Origin of the sequence: Flectobacillus roseus (genome assembly GCF_030056595.1) — a bacterium.
In the GTDB taxonomy this organism is placed as follows: domain Bacteria; phylum Bacteroidota; class Bacteroidia; order Cytophagales; family Spirosomataceae; genus Flectobacillus; species Flectobacillus roseus.
This window is the reverse complement of record NZ_JASHIF010000007.1, coordinates 158,433-174,819: the sequence shown is the minus strand read 5'-3', so window position 1 is coordinate 174,819 and position 16,387 is coordinate 158,433. Positions and strand designations below refer to the sequence as shown.

General features: G+C 36.9%; 14 protein-coding genes. 6 read left to right on the top strand and 8 right to left on the bottom strand.

The genetic code is table 11. The features are described 5' to 3' along the window. Positions 1–123: 123 nt before the first annotated feature. Together QM524_RS07830 and QM524_RS07825 are read left to right on the top strand one after the other, a co-directional pair. Positions 124–1,113 (top strand): DUF1028 domain-containing protein, encoded by a 990-nt coding sequence (locus QM524_RS07830; protein ID WP_283344139.1) that lies wholly within the window; start codon positions 124–126, stop codon positions 1,111–1,113. 145 nt (positions 1,114–1,258) lie between these two features. Beyond that, entirely contained in the window at positions 1,259–1,738 is a 480-nt protein-coding gene (locus QM524_RS07825) for a hypothetical protein (RefSeq protein ID WP_205749673.1), read from the top strand. Positions 1,739–1,751: 13 nt separating this feature from the next. Here QM524_RS07825 and QM524_RS07820 read toward each other — a convergent pair whose 3' ends face one another. Both QM524_RS07820 and QM524_RS07815 read right to left on the bottom strand, forming a co-directional pair. Further along, positions 1,752–2,453 (bottom strand): hypothetical protein, encoded by a 702-nt coding sequence (locus QM524_RS07820; RefSeq protein ID WP_283344138.1) that lies wholly within the window; start codon positions 2,451–2,453, stop codon positions 1,752–1,754. A gap of 150 nt (positions 2,454–2,603) precedes the next feature. Continuing rightward, the gene (locus QM524_RS07815; protein ID WP_283344137.1) at positions 2,604–3,353 is read right to left on the bottom strand and encodes a L,D-transpeptidase family protein; all 750 of its coding nucleotides are present in this window, start codon (positions 3,351–3,353) and stop codon (positions 2,604–2,606) included. A gap of 242 nt (positions 3,354–3,595) precedes the next feature. Here QM524_RS07815 and QM524_RS07810 point away from each other — a divergent pair, with 242 nt between their 5' ends. The 3 genes from QM524_RS07810 (at position 3,596) to QM524_RS07800 (ending at position 8,810) form a co-directional block, all read left to right on the top strand. Beyond that, complete coding sequence (locus QM524_RS07810) at positions 3,596–3,886, top strand: hypothetical protein (protein WP_374760869.1); 291 nt, start codon at positions 3,596–3,598, stop codon at positions 3,884–3,886. Between the two features lie 27 nt (positions 3,887–3,913). Beyond that, entirely contained in the window at positions 3,914–4,867 is a 954-nt protein-coding gene (gene metF / locus QM524_RS07805; protein ID WP_095160319.1) for a methylenetetrahydrofolate reductase [NAD(P)H], read from the top strand. A gap of 289 nt (positions 4,868–5,156) precedes the next feature. After that, positions 5,157–8,810, top strand: a complete 3,654-nt coding sequence (locus tag QM524_RS07800) for a sensor histidine kinase (RefSeq protein WP_283344136.1) — start codon at positions 5,157–5,159, stop codon at positions 8,808–8,810. 59 nt (positions 8,811–8,869) lie between these two features. On the opposite strand, the gene QM524_RS07795 is transcribed toward QM524_RS07800, so the two are convergent. After that, the gene (locus QM524_RS07795; protein WP_095160322.1) at positions 8,870–9,466 is read right to left on the bottom strand and encodes an NUMOD4 domain-containing protein; all 597 of its coding nucleotides are present in this window, start codon (positions 9,464–9,466) and stop codon (positions 8,870–8,872) included. Between the two features lie 538 nt (positions 9,467–10,004). Then, positions 10,005–12,047 (bottom strand): hypothetical protein, encoded by a 2,043-nt coding sequence (locus QM524_RS07790; protein ID WP_283344135.1) that lies wholly within the window; start codon positions 12,045–12,047, stop codon positions 10,005–10,007. A gap of 166 nt (positions 12,048–12,213) precedes the next feature. Here QM524_RS07790 and QM524_RS07785 point away from each other — a divergent pair, with 166 nt between their 5' ends. Continuing rightward, a complete protein-coding gene (locus tag QM524_RS07785; RefSeq protein WP_166580385.1) occupies positions 12,214–12,576 on the top strand; it encodes a CoA-binding protein in 363 nt (120 codons plus the stop codon). Between the two features lie 194 nt (positions 12,577–12,770). Here the strand turns inward: QM524_RS07785 and QM524_RS07780 are convergent, their stop codons facing one another. The 4 genes from QM524_RS07780 to QM524_RS07765 all read right to left on the bottom strand — a co-directional run bounded on the left by QM524_RS07780 (position 12,771) and on the right by QM524_RS07765 (position 16,381). Beyond that, positions 12,771–13,772, bottom strand: coding sequence for a beta-ketoacyl-ACP synthase III (locus QM524_RS07780; RefSeq protein ID WP_095160325.1), 1,002 nt, complete (start codon positions 13,770–13,772; stop codon positions 12,771–12,773). 245 nt (positions 13,773–14,017) lie between these two features. Next, positions 14,018–14,767, bottom strand: coding sequence for a CDP-alcohol phosphatidyltransferase family protein (locus QM524_RS07775; RefSeq protein WP_283344134.1), 750 nt, complete (start codon positions 14,765–14,767; stop codon positions 14,018–14,020). Between the two features lie 12 nt (positions 14,768–14,779). Then, on the bottom strand, positions 14,780–15,421 hold the full coding sequence (locus QM524_RS07770; protein ID WP_283344133.1) for an MBL fold metallo-hydrolase: 642 nt from the start codon (positions 15,419–15,421) through the stop codon (positions 14,780–14,782). Between the two features lie 261 nt (positions 15,422–15,682). After that, on the bottom strand, positions 15,683–16,381 hold the full coding sequence (locus QM524_RS07765) for an SAM-dependent methyltransferase (protein WP_283344132.1): 699 nt from the start codon (positions 16,379–16,381) through the stop codon (positions 15,683–15,685). Between the last annotated feature and the right edge of the window lie 6 nt (positions 16,382–16,387).

Here is a 16,387-nt window from a genome sequence, read left to right as displayed (position 1 = left end):
TTCAGGTTATCAATAATGTTTTGATAACCTTTTTTATGCTCCAATGTTCTCCATCTATCAGGTGTCTTGTGACAATTCATTTCGCAAAGCAAATTTTAGATTAACTTCAAATAACAGACAACAATGAAAAAACTATTTTACCTAATTACCTTTTGCCTTACGAGCGGGGCTGGTATAGCTCAAAAAACACAAAACAACGAAGCGTTCGCACATACATTTTCGATAGTAGCCCGAGACCCGCAAACGGGTGATATGGCGGTTGGAGTTCAAAGCCATTGGTTTAGTGTTGGAACAACCGTATCTTGGGCCGAAGCAGGTGTTGGAGCTATTGCAACACAAAGTTTTGTTAATAAGTCTTTCGGAATAAGAGGTTTAACTTTGTTGAAATCTGGTAAAACAGCTCAAGAAACACTTGATATTCTTTTATCTGACGATGCTGGAAAAGAAGTTCGTCAGGTTGGAATTGCCGATAAAAACGGAAATGTGGCTGTACATACTGGCAAGAATTGTGTAGATTTTGCAGGTCATGTAAAGGGGACTCAGTTTTCAGTACAAAGTAATATGATGCTTACAGATAAAGTACCTGCTGCCATGGCAAAAGCTTTTGAAGCAAGTGCTAATTTACCGCTTGCCGAAAGAGTGCTAAAAGCTATGGAAGCGGCTCAGGCAGTAGGAGGTGATATTCGTGGAAAACAATCTGCTGCCTTATTGGTCGTAAATGCTACTGACACAGGAAAACCTTGGGATGATAATCATAAAGTCGATTTGAGGGTAGATGATCACGCTTTGCCACTAGTAGAATTAGCTCGATTATTGAAAGTGCAACGAGCCTACGAGCATATGAATGAGGGAGATTTGGCAGTGGAAAAAAACGATATGAAAAAAGCGATGGAGGAATATGGCGCCGCTATGAAAATGTTTCCTAATAACTTAGAAATGCAATATTGGACAGCAATTGCTTTGGCGAATAGCCATCAAATTGCGAAAGCAAAGGCCATGTTGAAAAAGATTTACGCAAAAGATACTAACTGGCTGGAAATGACCAAGAGACTACCCAAAGTAGGATTATTGACTGTTTCAGAAAAGGAATATCAACAGCTTTTACAGCGTTAGTTTTGTCCGAATACTCAATTTTATATACTAATCTTTACTATTTATCCTTTATAGAAGTGGAGTTGTTGAAATCCTTATTTAAACATCATTCCACGCTCTCAGCTTTTGTACATTTTTAATTTTATTGCTTAAACATCTTACTTTTATGAAAACTAAATTCTTATTTATTGCGCTTGTATTTGCTTTAGTATCTACAGTTAGTTACCGCTCGAATGCCCAATTATACAAGTCGGCGCTAGGTCTGCGTTTGGGTGCTGCCAATGGGATCACTTTCAAGACTTTTGTAAACAAAAATGCAGCATTTGAGGCAATTGGTACTTTCCGTTATCGTGGATTTGGCCTTACTGGCTTGTACGAGGTGCATGGAAGAGCCTTTAATTCTAGAGATTTTAACTGGTTTATTGGTGGTGGTGGTCACGTTTACACATGGGGTGACGACAGACCAAGTTGGTTGACTGGCGACAAACGTACCGTGTTGGGACTAGATGGTATTTTGGGGTTGGAAGGTAAAGTAAGAACAATTCCTTTGGCGATAAGTTTAGACTGGAAACCGACCGTCAACATCATCAATTATTCTGGATTTTGGGGCGATGAGTTTGCTTTATCTTTCAGATACACGTTTTAGAAATCAGAATACTTTACTGTAACTCTTCCTCAATGTTTTTGTGAAGGGCTTTGATTTTTACAATAATATCTTCATAAATATTCAGCACAAACATTCTATTTCTTTTGATTCTGTACAGGTCAAGAAGTAGAATGTTTTTTTGTTTGGTAGTAAGAACAATCGGGCTATTAATACCTTTTACTACACCTTTGGAATCAAAAGTCAAGTGTTCAGCAAAGGAGTCATTAAATTTGGCATAATAGTTTTTATGAAATTGTAATTCTGAATATTCCTCCTCTAATTTTCTGATAGAATTGTAGTCGTTTTCATATAGAGAAAGTATTTGAGACCTAAGTGAATCATTATCGATGATTTCTAATCCTTTCGACTTGAGCGTTTGATAGCCAGAAGAGTTTTGGGTTGAAATAAAATCACGGAACAATCTAAAATAGTAAACATTGGTCGAGTCATGATTGATAGGTAGTGAAAGGATAGCTTTTTGAAAGAAGGTAGTAGCCTCTATTCCCTGTTTATGTCCCAACATATTGAGCTCCATATCTTGAATGTCCTGTCTTAACCCATTATTGATTTCTGATAAAATCTTGATTTCTACATATTTATCTTTTCGAGTTTCATTCCAGCTGTCGAGTGCGAAGGCTGCAAAAACACCAATGAAGATAGATAAAAATTCAAATCCAAATTTTTTGATAGCGTCAATAGATATAATTTTTTTCATAAAATGATTTGATTCAGAGCATGATTGTAGGTATTAGTTTCGAATATTACGAGATATATCACTTATAAACAACAAGAGACATCTCGAATTTTTAAAATTCAGAATGTCTCTTGTTGTTTATAAATATGCTACATTACTTGTTCAACTAGCCTAGTTTACGACATATTTCCCATCCGATGCAATAGTCACTTTAGGAAGTTTGTGGGTAGTTTCGAAGTATTGATACCCTGGTTTTAGCCAAGACCAAAATTCAATTAAGTCATTATTGGTGCTAAATTCTTGTTTTAAGGCATTGTAATTGTCATCACTCAATTTTGTCGGGAAAATATGAACAGGAATATCATTTCCACTATTTTTTGCTTTGATTGCGAAAAGATACAATTCGTTGATAAGTTCGTCACCAACAGGGATACAGCCAATGGTCAAACAAGAACCGTGGATAAAGATATTATCGCCTGGGTTGACAGGGTCAGCAAATTTAAGGTCAGAAGCATTAGGATAACCTACTCTAAACGAAAGGATGTATTCACTTTGAGGATTGAAAGCATTTACGGTGTAAAAACCTTCGGGCATTTGTCTGTCACCTGAGCGGCGTTTAGGTCCTAAGACACCTGTAGTGGCACAAAAATCATAGGTTTTTGCCAAAGTATATTGTGCGCTTTCTTGGTTTTTGACCCAAACTTCAAGAACTCTTTCTTTCTTGAACGCCCTGATATACATATCATACTTTTGCGTATTGATACCTTTTGATTTTAATAAATCCTCCACAGCCTTTCCTTTGAGTTTGACAGCTTCGCGTACACGCGGGAACTGTAATTGTTTTGTGTAAAAAGAAGGATTTGTCTGAGCAAAACCTCCAAAGCCTAAAAGTGTAATAAAGGCTAGGAAAATGTGTTTCATGGTTCGGATTGAATATTAAAGGTTCAAATAAATTTAAAAGTCAATTAGTAAGCTTATGACGTGTTTATGTGTGAAAGTCTCACAAACAAGGTACAAAAAAGTGTGCAAAAGTCAAGGAAGAGTCAGAATTCCTTAAATGCCAAATTTAATAGTTGACATCAGATTTTCTCAAAAATATTTTATTGAATTGACCATATAGCGTAACTTTCCAGCTTCAAAATGGAATCCAATACACAACAATGATTACAGCCTCTTATTTGAAAAGTACCTTGTCGGAAGAATTTCCCCCACAAGATTGTAATATATTTCTGAAAGCACTTTGGTATGATGCGAAAGGCGATTGGGAATCCGCTCATGAAATAGCTCAGTCAAACGAAGGAAGTCAACCCTATGATCGCTTGCACGCCTATCTACATCGCAAGGAAGGCGACAACTGGAATGCCAATTATTGGTACTCACGTGCCAAGTCCAAAATGCCATCCTATTCATTAGAAAAAGAATGGGAAAACTTGGTGGTTGAACTACAACGATAGATTTAATTTTTTAATTACGACTTATAAATGACGAAAATTACCCAATATATAGAAGAAGCAAAAGGGAAAACACTCTTTTCAATTGAGATTATTCCTCCTGTGAAAGGTGAAAGTATTCAAACATTGATGAATAATATTGAGCCTTTGATGGAGTTTCAGCCTCCTTTTATTGAAGTTACCTATCACCGAGAAGAATTTATTGAAAAGGTCATCAATGGAAGAATCGAGAAAATACCTACTCGTAAGCGCCCTGGAACGGTCGGAATCTGTGCTTCGATTATGAACCGATTCAAGGTAGACGCGGTACCCCACGTGATTTGTGGAGGTTTTACACAAGAGGAAACCGAAGATTTTTTGTTTGATTTACATTACATTGGTATCGATAATGTATTGGTGCTACGTGGTGACCCTGTGAAAGGGAATGCTGCTTTTGTGCCAGAGAAGGGAGGCCATGCTTATGCTAGTGAGCTACTAGAACAAGTGGTAAGTATGAATCAAGGAAAGCTCTTGCATGAAGAAACCGAAAGCACCCCGACGAATTTTTGTATCGGTGTGGCAGGCTATCCCGAAAAGCATTTTGAAGCTCCCAATTTCCAAGTCGACTTTGAGTATTTGAGAAGAAAAGTTGCATTAGGAGCTGATTATATCGTCACTCAAATGTTTTTTGACAATCAAAAGTATTTTGATTTTGTGAAAAAATGCCGTGAAGAAGGAATCAATGTCCCAATTATCCCAGGACTTAAACCTTTGGCAACTCGTAAACAATTGACTGTATTGCCAAGAATATTTCACTTGGATATTCCAATAGATTTGGTCAATGCTGTAAATGCTTGCAAATCGGATAAAGATGTCAAGCAAGTGGGTATCGAATGGTGTATCCAACAGTGTAAAGAGTTGATGGATTTTGGTGCGCCAATTTTACATTTTTACACGATGTCAAAATCAGAAAGTACGCAAAAAATTGCTCAAGCTATTTTTTAAAAATAGTAAATAAAAACTAAGGGAAAGGTAGGCTTCTTGGAGTCTGCCTCTTTTTTTTAGGGTCAATTCATTAGCGGAAAGCTGTTTTCAAAACCATTTAAACAGTTTCATCATGAATTACTCAAAGAATCCAAGTTACTTGATTATTTTTGAGACAATAGAATCCAAATTAATTACAAACTCCTTTAAGAGATAGTTGTCATACATGGTAATACATTTACAATCCTTTATACGATTTATAGTACAAAAGAGAAAAATATTTCTTGGACTGGCTTTGCTAACTTTTAGTATGGCTTTTTTGGTCTATTTTTTAAGTGAAAAGGGACCCGTAAGTGCTACCGAAGATAAGTATCTGTATGACGTTCAGCAGAAGGTACAGGAGGAAGTAAATGTTTCGCAGGAAGATTTACGTAAAATAATCGCTACGCTACAAACACTAGGGCCTAAACCTCAGTTTTCTCAATTTGCTGTTCACTCGACACATCCGTATTTTATTTTTAAGAATCACGCTCTGATTTATTGGTCAGATTCAAAATTTGTTCCTGAATATGAAAAAGTAAGAGGTACTTATACGGTTCGTTCATTTGAAATCGACAGGAATAAATTTGTGGTAAATCATGCGCAAACAGGTGAGTATGAAATATTTTCGCTGATAGAACTGTTTCGATTATACGAGTCAGAAACCAACCATTTGAAATCTACCTATAATCCTGCGATTTTTTCGATAGACCCACAAAATTTAAGTGTCGAGAAATCTACGAATCCTCACCTAAACATTCATACAGAAGATCAGATATTTTTATTTGTGGTTACCCCACCCAAGGCCGATAGCCTAAAAAATCAATCAATTCCTGTCAATGTCATTGTGCTAGGTGTATTGGGGTTATTTTTATTGACCATATTTGTATTGAGTCTGATTTGGGTATTCAATCATGAGCACCAATATGAGAAGGCTTTTTTGCTTTTAGTTGTTTTTTTAGTGGGATTGAGGGGTGTAATGCTGTTTTATTCCTTGCCTTTTATTTTTTACGAAAGCAACTTGTTTAATCCCAAGTTTTATGCTTCATCGGCTATTGTACCTTCTTTGGGTGATTTAATGCTCAATTTGATAGTAATATTTTTCTTGTTGTTGTACTTGGTGAATTATTACTACAAAATGAAATTCTATCTGTGGGTGATGCACGTTTCTCAAAGTCTAAAAATAACCATTGCCAGCATTTTTGTCTTTCTGAGTTTTTACATTTACAAAAGCCTCTATTTTGTACTAGTCAACATTTATATCTTCTCGCAATACCGACTAGATCTGTCTCTCAGTATTGATTTTTGGGACAGGCCTCTCAAAACCTCCTGTATTGGTATATTTTTGTTGGTAAGCTTAGTGTATTTCCTAGCGACGCATGTGCTTATCAACTTATTTATCAAGCTTTTACGTTTGACAAAGCCAATGGTTTATATGGGCTTGTTGCTTGTGACGTCTTTGCTTTCCATGGTGTTTTGGGCTTTGTTATTAGATATTGGAATAGGGGTGTTGAGCTTACATGGCTTGTACATAGGCCTGATTTGTTGGATGCAGTTTCCACGATATCTCTATACTTTTCGATATCAAACGACAATCTATTTCTTTTCGGCGTCAATTATTTGTGCGGCTATGGCCACCAATGTGGTTTATAAACAAGCCAGTCGGAGAGATTTGGTAATGAAACAACAATTAGGGAAAAAGTACTTAGCAGAAAATGATGAGATAGGGGAGTTTCTACTGAGCAAACTTGTCACTCAAATTAAGGAAGATACAACTCTGATGAAAATTGCTCGAAAAGCGCTTTTACCAAGAGAACAAGTACAGAATTATGTCAAAAAATCATTGTTAGATAACTACTTTGATTATTATGATGTAGAAATATCGGTATTTGACCCAGCTGGTAATTCGCTTACAAATGTAGAAGGATCTTCTAATTATGCAGCGTACGAAAAGGAGTATAACAAACCCAAATATAAAACCAATTACCCTGACTTATTTTTCATTAATGAACCTCGCAATGGGTTTGTAAAACAGTATGTTGAGTTTGTTCCATTAGAGACCAATTTTGATGAAAAAGTAGGATATATCGTGCTAGATTTGCGTGAGCGTGATGGTATCACAAAAGATGCTTTTTCTGATTTGACGATGTCTGATGGCTCCCAGCTGGAATTAGGTAATTTTAGTTTTGCCGTTTATGAAAACGGACGCATTGTGAATTCAGGTGGGAAAGGGTATAATTATGAAAGAAAAATGCCTTTATCTGTCTTAAATAATCCTTTTTTATTTTCTGAAGGTATTACTTACAGCGGATTCAAACACTTGGGTGTAACTGGTAAAAATAATCGAAAAATTATCGTTTCGTCAGAGGAAATGACGCCTTCTGGGCTATACTCCAATTTTTCATTCTTGTTTTTAGTATTAGTAGTTACCATTATTTGTGTGATGTTGCTGTATTCGGTTCGATATGGTTTTACTCGTATGAATGTAAGTTTGGCAACCAAGATCCAGATTTATTTGAACGTAGCATTTTTACTCCCTTTGATTTTAGTGGTGGGGATTACCTTAAGTATTATCGGAACAAAATTGGCTGAAAGTCAATCTCAGTCCTATCTGAGTCAGACCGAAAATGTAAGTATCAGTGTATGGCCAGCGGTGGATAAATATGCTCAGGGCAAAATGAGCGAAGAGTTTTTGTCGGACACTTTAACAAAAATTGTTTCGAATAGTAAAAAGTTTGTAAGCATTTTTGATACAACAGGGAAGTTACTAGCAACAAACAAAAACCTGATTTATAGAACCAATATGGTTTCAAAATTCTTGAATCCACTGGCCTATATCAAGTTGATGGAAGAAAAGGAGCTAAAAGTAAGTTTGAGCGAACAACTAGGTAATTTGACATTTACGACCTCCTTCCTCGGAATACGTTCGAACGAGGGGCGCCTGTTAGGAATTATTAGTATCCCTTTTTACGATGCGAAAGTGTGGTATGAGAAAGAAGTAAGTGCTGTAATTGGGTCATTATTAAATGCCTTTACCACAATTTTCGTGATACTATTACTCTTATCATTCTTTGCCTCTAATGCGCTTACGGTTCCTTTACGGATTATTACCAATAAATTACGAAAAATAGATTTGAGTAAAACCAATGAGGCATTAAGCTGGCGCTCTGACGATGAAATAGGCGTTTTGATAAAAGCTTATAACCAAATGCTAGTCAAGTTAGAGGAATCTAAAATTGCTTTGTCAGACTCCAATAAGCAGTCAGCTTGGCAACAAATGGCAAAACAGGTAGCACATGAAATCAAGAATCCTTTGACACCAATGAAGTTATCCTTGCAATTGTTGCAACATAAGCTTTCGCGTGGAGTAACGATTGATGCCGTTCAAATAAAAGACCAGATAGATTCGCTTACGGGTCAGATAGATAACTTGTCTTACATTGCTAACTCTTTCTCAGATTTTGCTCGAATGCCAATTCCTAAGCAAGAGGTTTTTGACATTGTCGCAGAAGCTACCATGGTGATTAATCTATTTTTGGAGGACAAAACCATTCGTTTGATTAAGGATATTCCTGCAAATTCAATTTATGTGGTTGGAGATAGACATCTTACAGGAAATATTATTAAAAACCTGATTGTAAATGCCATTCAATCAGTGCCTTCGCACCGAAGTCCTATTATTACGGTACGCCTTATTAGAGGAATCGAGGCCATAACGTTTAGTGTAACCGATAACGGTATAGGTATCCCAGAAGAAGACCGCAGTAAAATTTTTATGCTTGATTTTAGCACCAAAGAACAAGGTTCTGGCGTGGGACTTGCACTGGCAAAATGGGTTGTGGATAATGCCAAAGGTAGCATTTGGTTTGATACACAAACTAGCACAGGTTCGACCTTCTATTTTACCTTACCTTTGAATCAATAAACTCGGTGGGTAATATCCACAAAAATAAAAAGAGATCGGAGCTTAGCTCCGACCTCTTTTTATTTCTCATCATCCAATTTAACGTGGCCCCAGTTTTCACCAGAACGAATACGGTTAAGTTGGGTATGAGTGATGCCAAATTGCTTTGCAATCATTTTCAGACGGTTTTTGTCTGAGCGAAGCATCTTTTTAATCATCAAAACCTTACTTTCTGTGAGTTTGTAGTTTTTGGTTCTTCTTGGAATAACTTTGTCTCTCACAGCTGGATTATCACGGTTATGAATGGTCATTTCATCACGTGTAACCCATTTCAAATTTTCCCAGTGGTTGTTAAGCTTGTCGTGGTCGAGGTGGATGACAAATTTCTTCTCATCCGAGTCTTTTTTCAAGAAAAACTCAGCCACAAGTTTATGTACATAGCGATTCAAGGACTTATTGCCTCTTGCTCTGATATTCAATGATTTATATCCTTGAATTTTTGAGCCAGCAATAATTTCGCCATTTACAGGGTCATTTTGGAAACTTTTAAGTCTTCCATAGTTGGATACCTGATAACGAGGAGGATTTTCTACTTCAGTGAACGGAATATCCACCCATTTCTCGTTCCAGAAACTACTGATTTTGTTGATTTTCAACGCTGTTTTCTTTTCTGTCATGGGTGTAAAGATTAAGGATTATACAAATAACAACAACTAAACCTATTGTACAATTGGTTTGTTTCTAATCAATTAAATTTTGTAAAGTAAGTAACGTAATTAACATGATTTATAGGCTAACTTCTTGAGGTTTCGAGCGTATGCTACTCATCTAGCATCATTAGGTAAATAGGTGAAATTTAAGAAATTTTACCCGTCATAGACTTTATGCTTTAAACAAAAAGAGTCAAAGTATTTCTTCCGAAATGATAAATACATTTTGCCTAATGCCTAGGGCTTGTAGCCTAAAACTTGTGAACACAATACTTAATAAACCTCATTTAATAACTATAAATCAAACATGGTCAAAGATAATTGATTTATTGTAGCGAGCAATCTAACTATAAGATTACGAGAGTTTGTCGTTTTATTGGGTTAGGTCTAATCAAAATAAAGCACTCTATGATAACTCTACAACTAGTGATTTTGTTTCAAGCAATTCGTCATAAATATAACGAACTGCTTGAGTAAATATATCAAAATTAGAATTAAAAATTGCTTATAATTCAAAAATTTTACACTCTCCTGCTAACAAGCTATTAACGATAAATACACCGTTTGATTGCGTAACATTTTGTAATGGCGATGCAAAAGTTGAAAAAATATTTTTGAGTTCTGTACCGATTAATGCTCCTTTTAGCTCAATAGCCGTAATATCTTGCTCAATATCTAGGTTTGCAAGAAATACGTAGTTGCCAAGTCCTTCAATTTTCCAAGCGATTACTTTATGTTGGTTTTCTGCTGATGGACTAATCAACCAATGTATTTTTTGATGAATTATCTTAGGCATTAGCTGGTCTGCAATTACCTTTATTTGCTCTAAATTATGGAATAACGTTCCATTTTTCCCCCATATATACGGTCCGTGGGTAGCTTTGGGTCCTTCGTCGAGCTGAAAAACATATAATTTTGTATAATTTTCGTTTGGTGCAGGTACAGGATGTGGGTCGCGCTGTTCGTAACCCAGACTCATGTACGAGGGCATATCCGTTAGAAATAATGCCATGAAAAGACGCAATTCGTTTCCTTTTAGATAAAATTCATCAAAACGAGGGTCGTCCTTATCAGCGGTCATTATTGTAAAATTAGGCGCAAAACTACGCGTTTGTGCCAATTCATGATAACGAGCAAATTCTGCTATAAATCTTGGCGAACCTACTACCATCGACTGTAAGTCACCAAGGGTAGAATCTGTATCTGAACCTTCCAAATGTTCTTCTTCAACTCCATACGCCATTTCGTTGGGAGGAGCCAAGAAGCTTTCTGCAAAATATCCAAACGAAGGCTTGTGTTGTCGAATAAAATGTTTGATGTATTTATGAATATCGTAATACAAATCAGGATTTTCAGGCGTGCCTTCTGGGCGCATTTGTACGTGTGACATATCGCCACGCATAAAATCAAAATTGAAATCGAGCGCAAAAGATAGGTAACGATTAGCTACATACTCCCAAACTTCTACACGAGGTTTTTCAAAGTCTATTTCCCAATCTGCATTATTATTTTTAGCTTCATGAAGCTTAAATCTACCCAAAGGCCCAAAAACACGAGACATCGCTTGTGGCTTAGCAATAACATAATCGCGCCATACTCTTCCGTCTTCATCAACTGTTTTTGCCTCGTCGTGTGGGTCTACTGCCAAACCGCGATATGGTGGTGCCATTGTGGCAGGCACAGGCTCATAACCTTCTTCAAACAAATAGCTGATAAACTGATTACGGCGCCCATTTCGTCCCCAGAGATCTTTTTTCTGACCAAATAATACTAATATTCGATCTGATTCACTGATTTGAGTATTGTCAAAAAATGCCTGAACATTGTCTGGGTAAGGGATATCGACCGAAGCACCTACTTTTTGTAAGAACTCAAAAATACGTTCCTGAACTTTTAGATGTAAATTTTCTTCATGGTTTAAAATCTCGAATTCTTTTCGTTGTAACCATTCAAAATACTGAGGGTTGGCAAGGGCGATTTCCGAATAACGATCAGTATGTGGAATCACGTCCATGCCCACAGTTTTGCCTAAAGCATGTAAGATATTGACTACCACTTTCAATTGCTTTTCGACAGTATCCAAATGAGGATAGTAGCTTGCTAATTCGGCATCATAGAACTCAGGATTGATGTTCCAACCAGCCATACCATACAAACTTGCGACTACACCACATTCCCAAATAGGCAATAAGTGAATTGAAGATTGTGAAGCAGGCAACGTGAGAGAGTACTTTACTACATTCCAAAAGCTCTGAATCGTTCGAACATTGATACCAACCATATTTACCGTTTTGAGCCATTGTCCATCAGGCAATGACTTTACAGGACTATCTACGGTATTGTTGGGATTAATGGCTTGATAGAAAGTGGCTTGTCCCAACTTTCGCTCTAGTAAATAAGCTATTTGGGCGGTTGGAATCTTAACGGCCAATTCGGGCAAAAGATGCGGTATAAATTGACTTTGCCCATTGAGATAGGGCGCAATTAAGTGCTGCTGATTGTTTGCCCATAGCTGGCAAAAATCATCATGTGTATTTGGGATATTCATAGATTAATATAAAAATGGATAATGGAACGTAACAAATGTCAGTAATACTGAAACTATTAGTTCTCTTAAATTTGTTTTAAAAGTAAACAAATTCTTGAAAATTACATATTTTTTGCCTTTGATATTACTTCGAGTAATATAGTAAGGGAATGATATATAAATACTTATGGCAAAAAAAACATTGGTGATTGGCGCAACGACCAATTCTGCAAGATATGCCTACATCGCAACCAATATGCTCTTAAATCACGGGCACGAAGTAGAGCTTTTGGGAATAAAAAAAGGAGAAGTCGCTTCTATTCCTATTCAAAATGGTTTTCCTAAGTTGGAAAATATAGATACCGTTACTATGTACATCGGTCCACAGCATCAACAGGAGTATTATGACTATATACTTGGATTGAATCCAAAACGTATTGTATTCAACCCCGGCACCGAAAATACTGAGTTTGAAACTTTGGCACAAAGTAAGGGTATAGATGTGGAAGAAGCTTGTACCTTGGTATTACTCTCGACAGGACAGTATTAATTTGAAAATTTGAAGATTTGAAAATGTGCTAATTGGGAAATTTAATGATAATTGAAAGGATTGATAAAAAATATGAGGTTGTTTAGCTCTATTTATCGACCTTATTCTCTATCTACGAAACATTTTCAAATCTTCAAATTGACAAATCTTCAAATTGATTAGTCTTCAAATCAGCATACCTTCAAATCAAGTATTTACCATCTAATTAGTGCGGAGCCCCATGTGAAACCACTTCCGAAAGCCGCCAGACATACCAAATGTCCATCTTTAATTTTCCCCATTTCCCAAGCTTCACTTAAGGCAATTGGGATGGATGCTGCGGTGGTATTGCCATATTTTTGGATATTATTCATCACTTTTTCTTCTGGCAAGCCCATTTGCTGGCGCACATACTCCGAAATACGAAGGTTGGCTTGATGTGGCACCAATAGGTCAATATCTTCTGGAGATAAATTGTTTTTATCCAAAGCTTCTTTAATTACTTCTGGAAAACGAACTACGGCGTGTTTGAACACCATATTCCCATTCATAATCACCTCTCCAGTATTTTTATCTTCGAACAAATCATCATAAAAACGCTTTGGACGGCTACTTCCAGGGTCTTTTACGTACAAGTCTTCGGCATACGTACCATCGGCGTGTAAGTGCGTCGAAAGAATTCGATGCGAGGGGTCGGTAGTTGCTTGTACGACTGCTGCACCTGCACCATCGCCGAAAATAACCGCTACACCTCTTCCTTCGGTGGTATGATTAAGAAAGGTAGATTGTATTTCAGCACCAATGACCAAAATGTTTTTATACATTCCCGAACGAATAAATTGGTCTGCTGTTGAGAGCGCATATACAAATCCAGAGCATTGGTCACGAATATCTAGGACACCCACGTTTTGCATGCCCAAATTGCGTTGTAATACAAAGCCTGGCCCTGGGAAATAGTAGTCGGGTGTAATCGTAGCGTAAACAATAAAATCAATTTCCTGAGGCGTTAGCCCAGCACGTTCGATGGCAATTTTAGCGGCTTCGGTAGCCATTGAGGCATTCGTGTCCTTGCCGTAAGTAAAATATCGACGTTCTTTAATACCTGTTCGCTCGGTAATCCAAGCGTCGTTGGTATCCATAATGCTTTCGAGGTATTGATTAGAAATTACATTTTCAGGAACGTAATGTCCTAGCCCCACAATTTTTGAATAATACATATTTTGCCAAGTGAATTAGTTTGTTGTTGATATTAAAGAAAAATAACAAAAGTGTATTTTTCTTTTGAAAATTTCCCCCTTACTGCTTTACTTAAATATTTGTGTAAAAGTAGGAAAAAATTATCTTTTTCGGTGTTGGTGCATAGCTAAACAAAAAGTAATTCGAAATCCATCTTACCTAAAATATAAAGAGCTTCTTTCAAACTTTTGTTTAAAAGAAGCTCATTTCGTGATTTTGGAAATAGTTACTTTTTCTCTCCCATCAAATTATCAGCAATCGAAATCAGGATATAGATAAAGATAATCAATGGAATAGCAACGAATTTGAAGACCAAAATTAATGCTAATGAAAGTATTAAGAAGATATATTTGACTTGATTAGATTTCCAATCAAAGTTCTTGAATTTCAAAGCAAAAAGCGGTAGTTCTGCTACCAACAAATAAGACATTACAATTGAATAAATAATCAAAACATTGTAATTGAGCACATAATCACGGTATTCGGGATGATACACCAAAATCAACGGCAACGACGCCACTACCATGCCATTGGCTGGCGTAGGCACTCCAATGAACGAATGACTTTGGCGGGTATCTACATTGAATTTTGCTAATCGTAATGCCGAAAATACGGCTAGCGCAAAAGCAATATAAGGTTTATAAAAACCAAATAATCCTACAGTACAAGTTCCCGTTGTACAACTTCCTTCGATAAGCTTTAGCATGATAAAGGCTGGTAAAACACCAAAAGTTACCATGTCTGCTAAGGAATCCAATTCTTTACCGATGGGAGATTGCGCATTGACCAAGCGAGCAATAAAGCCGTCGAGCCAGTCGCAGACTAATGCCACACCAATGAGGATTGAAGGCAAAATTAATTTATCAGGCTGGTTGATAAAATCTGGCGTGGGAAGAACAATATTTAACCCAAAAATCCCACAAAGTAAATTTCCACATGTGAGAGCATTAGGGATATGATTTTTGATTGAAAACATGCTGTGTTGTGCTTAAAGTCTGACAAATGGATTATTCTTTTTCTCAAAACCAATTGTCGTACTTGATCCATGACCAGGGTAAACTACGGTTTCGTCGGGAAGTGTGTATAATTTTGTTTTAATACTTTTTTCTAAATCGGCGAAGCTACATAGAGGTAAGTCAGTACGCCCTACGCTGCCTTTAAATAATACATCACCCCCAATAACAAAGTTTTGCTCTTGGGCATAGAACACTACGTGCCCAGGAGCGTGTCCTGGCGTAAAGAAAACCTGTAAAGTGCTATTGCCAAAACTTATATCTTTCCCTTCCTCCAAATACTCATCCACTGAAGCATGCTCATAGGCAGGAAATCCCCAAAATGCGGCTCTATCAGGTGCTGAATTTAACACTGGAATGTCTTTTTCGTGTAAAAAGTAGCTAATGCTATAGTTTCTTTTGATGAACGCATTACCCAAAATATGATCGATATGAGCGTGTGTATTGAGCAATTTAACAGGTTTTAGCTTTTTCTCCGAAATAAAATCTGTTAATGCCTTACGTTCCTCATACACATGACAACCCGGATCGATGATGACACATTCTAAAGTTTCGTCCCATAGAATGTAGGTATTTTCTTGGAAAGGGTTAAATGTAAATATTTCTATCTGAATCATTTTCTTGTAAGAATAAGTCTATACTGACAAAGTTATAAAAATTAAGTAAAGTTATTAGTTAACAGTATATCAGTGATTTGAATGAATACCTAAGTTAGTGGGCAAAATAGAATTTAAGATTGTGCTTTGGGCTTTCAGGTATCGGCTTTCGGCAGTGGGCTTTGTAAAAAGCATGGCTGTGGTTAATAAAGAGCATTTTAACACTCTGTGCCTAGTGCCTGTTGCCTAGTGCCTAGACTCATAGCTTTAATTACCCATTTGTTAGGCGCTCATTAAAAACATCGTTGGCTTTTTGTGCAAATCAGGCTTTTGTTTTTTCCATTCCGAAATAGTTTTGGTTTGGATAAACTCATCCTCTGCACTTACATTACTGGCAATACAAAGTTTGATATTGCCTTGACAAGTTTGTAAAATATCTTCCAAAAATTGATTATTACGGAAAGGAGTTTCCATAAATATCTGCGTTTGGAGTTTCTGGGCGCTCTTTTCTAAATTTTTTAGAGACTTTTGTCTTTCAATTTTGTCAATCGGTAAATAGCCATGGAAAATAAAGGATTGACCAGAAAAACCCGAAGCCATCAAACCCAGAAGGATAGAAGATGGTCCTACAAGCGGACATACCCTAATACCCATTTCATGGGCTATTTGTACGGCAACAGCGCCAGGGTCTGCTACACCAGGGCAGCCTGCTTCTGACATGACGCCGATAGATGCATCGGCAGGAATTTGTTTAAAATAGGAACGAACCTTATCAACGGTAGTATCTTTATCCAATTCAAAAAATACTAATTCGTCAATAATCTTGCCCAATTTGAGTTCGCTGATACAACGACGAGCCGTTCGAATATTTTCTACAAAATAATAATTGGTATGTTTTACCACCTCCAAGATTTGAGGAGCCAACACCTGATGTGCCGTATTGGGCGCCATTGTGGTTGGGATAAGATATAAAGTCTTCATGGAGGG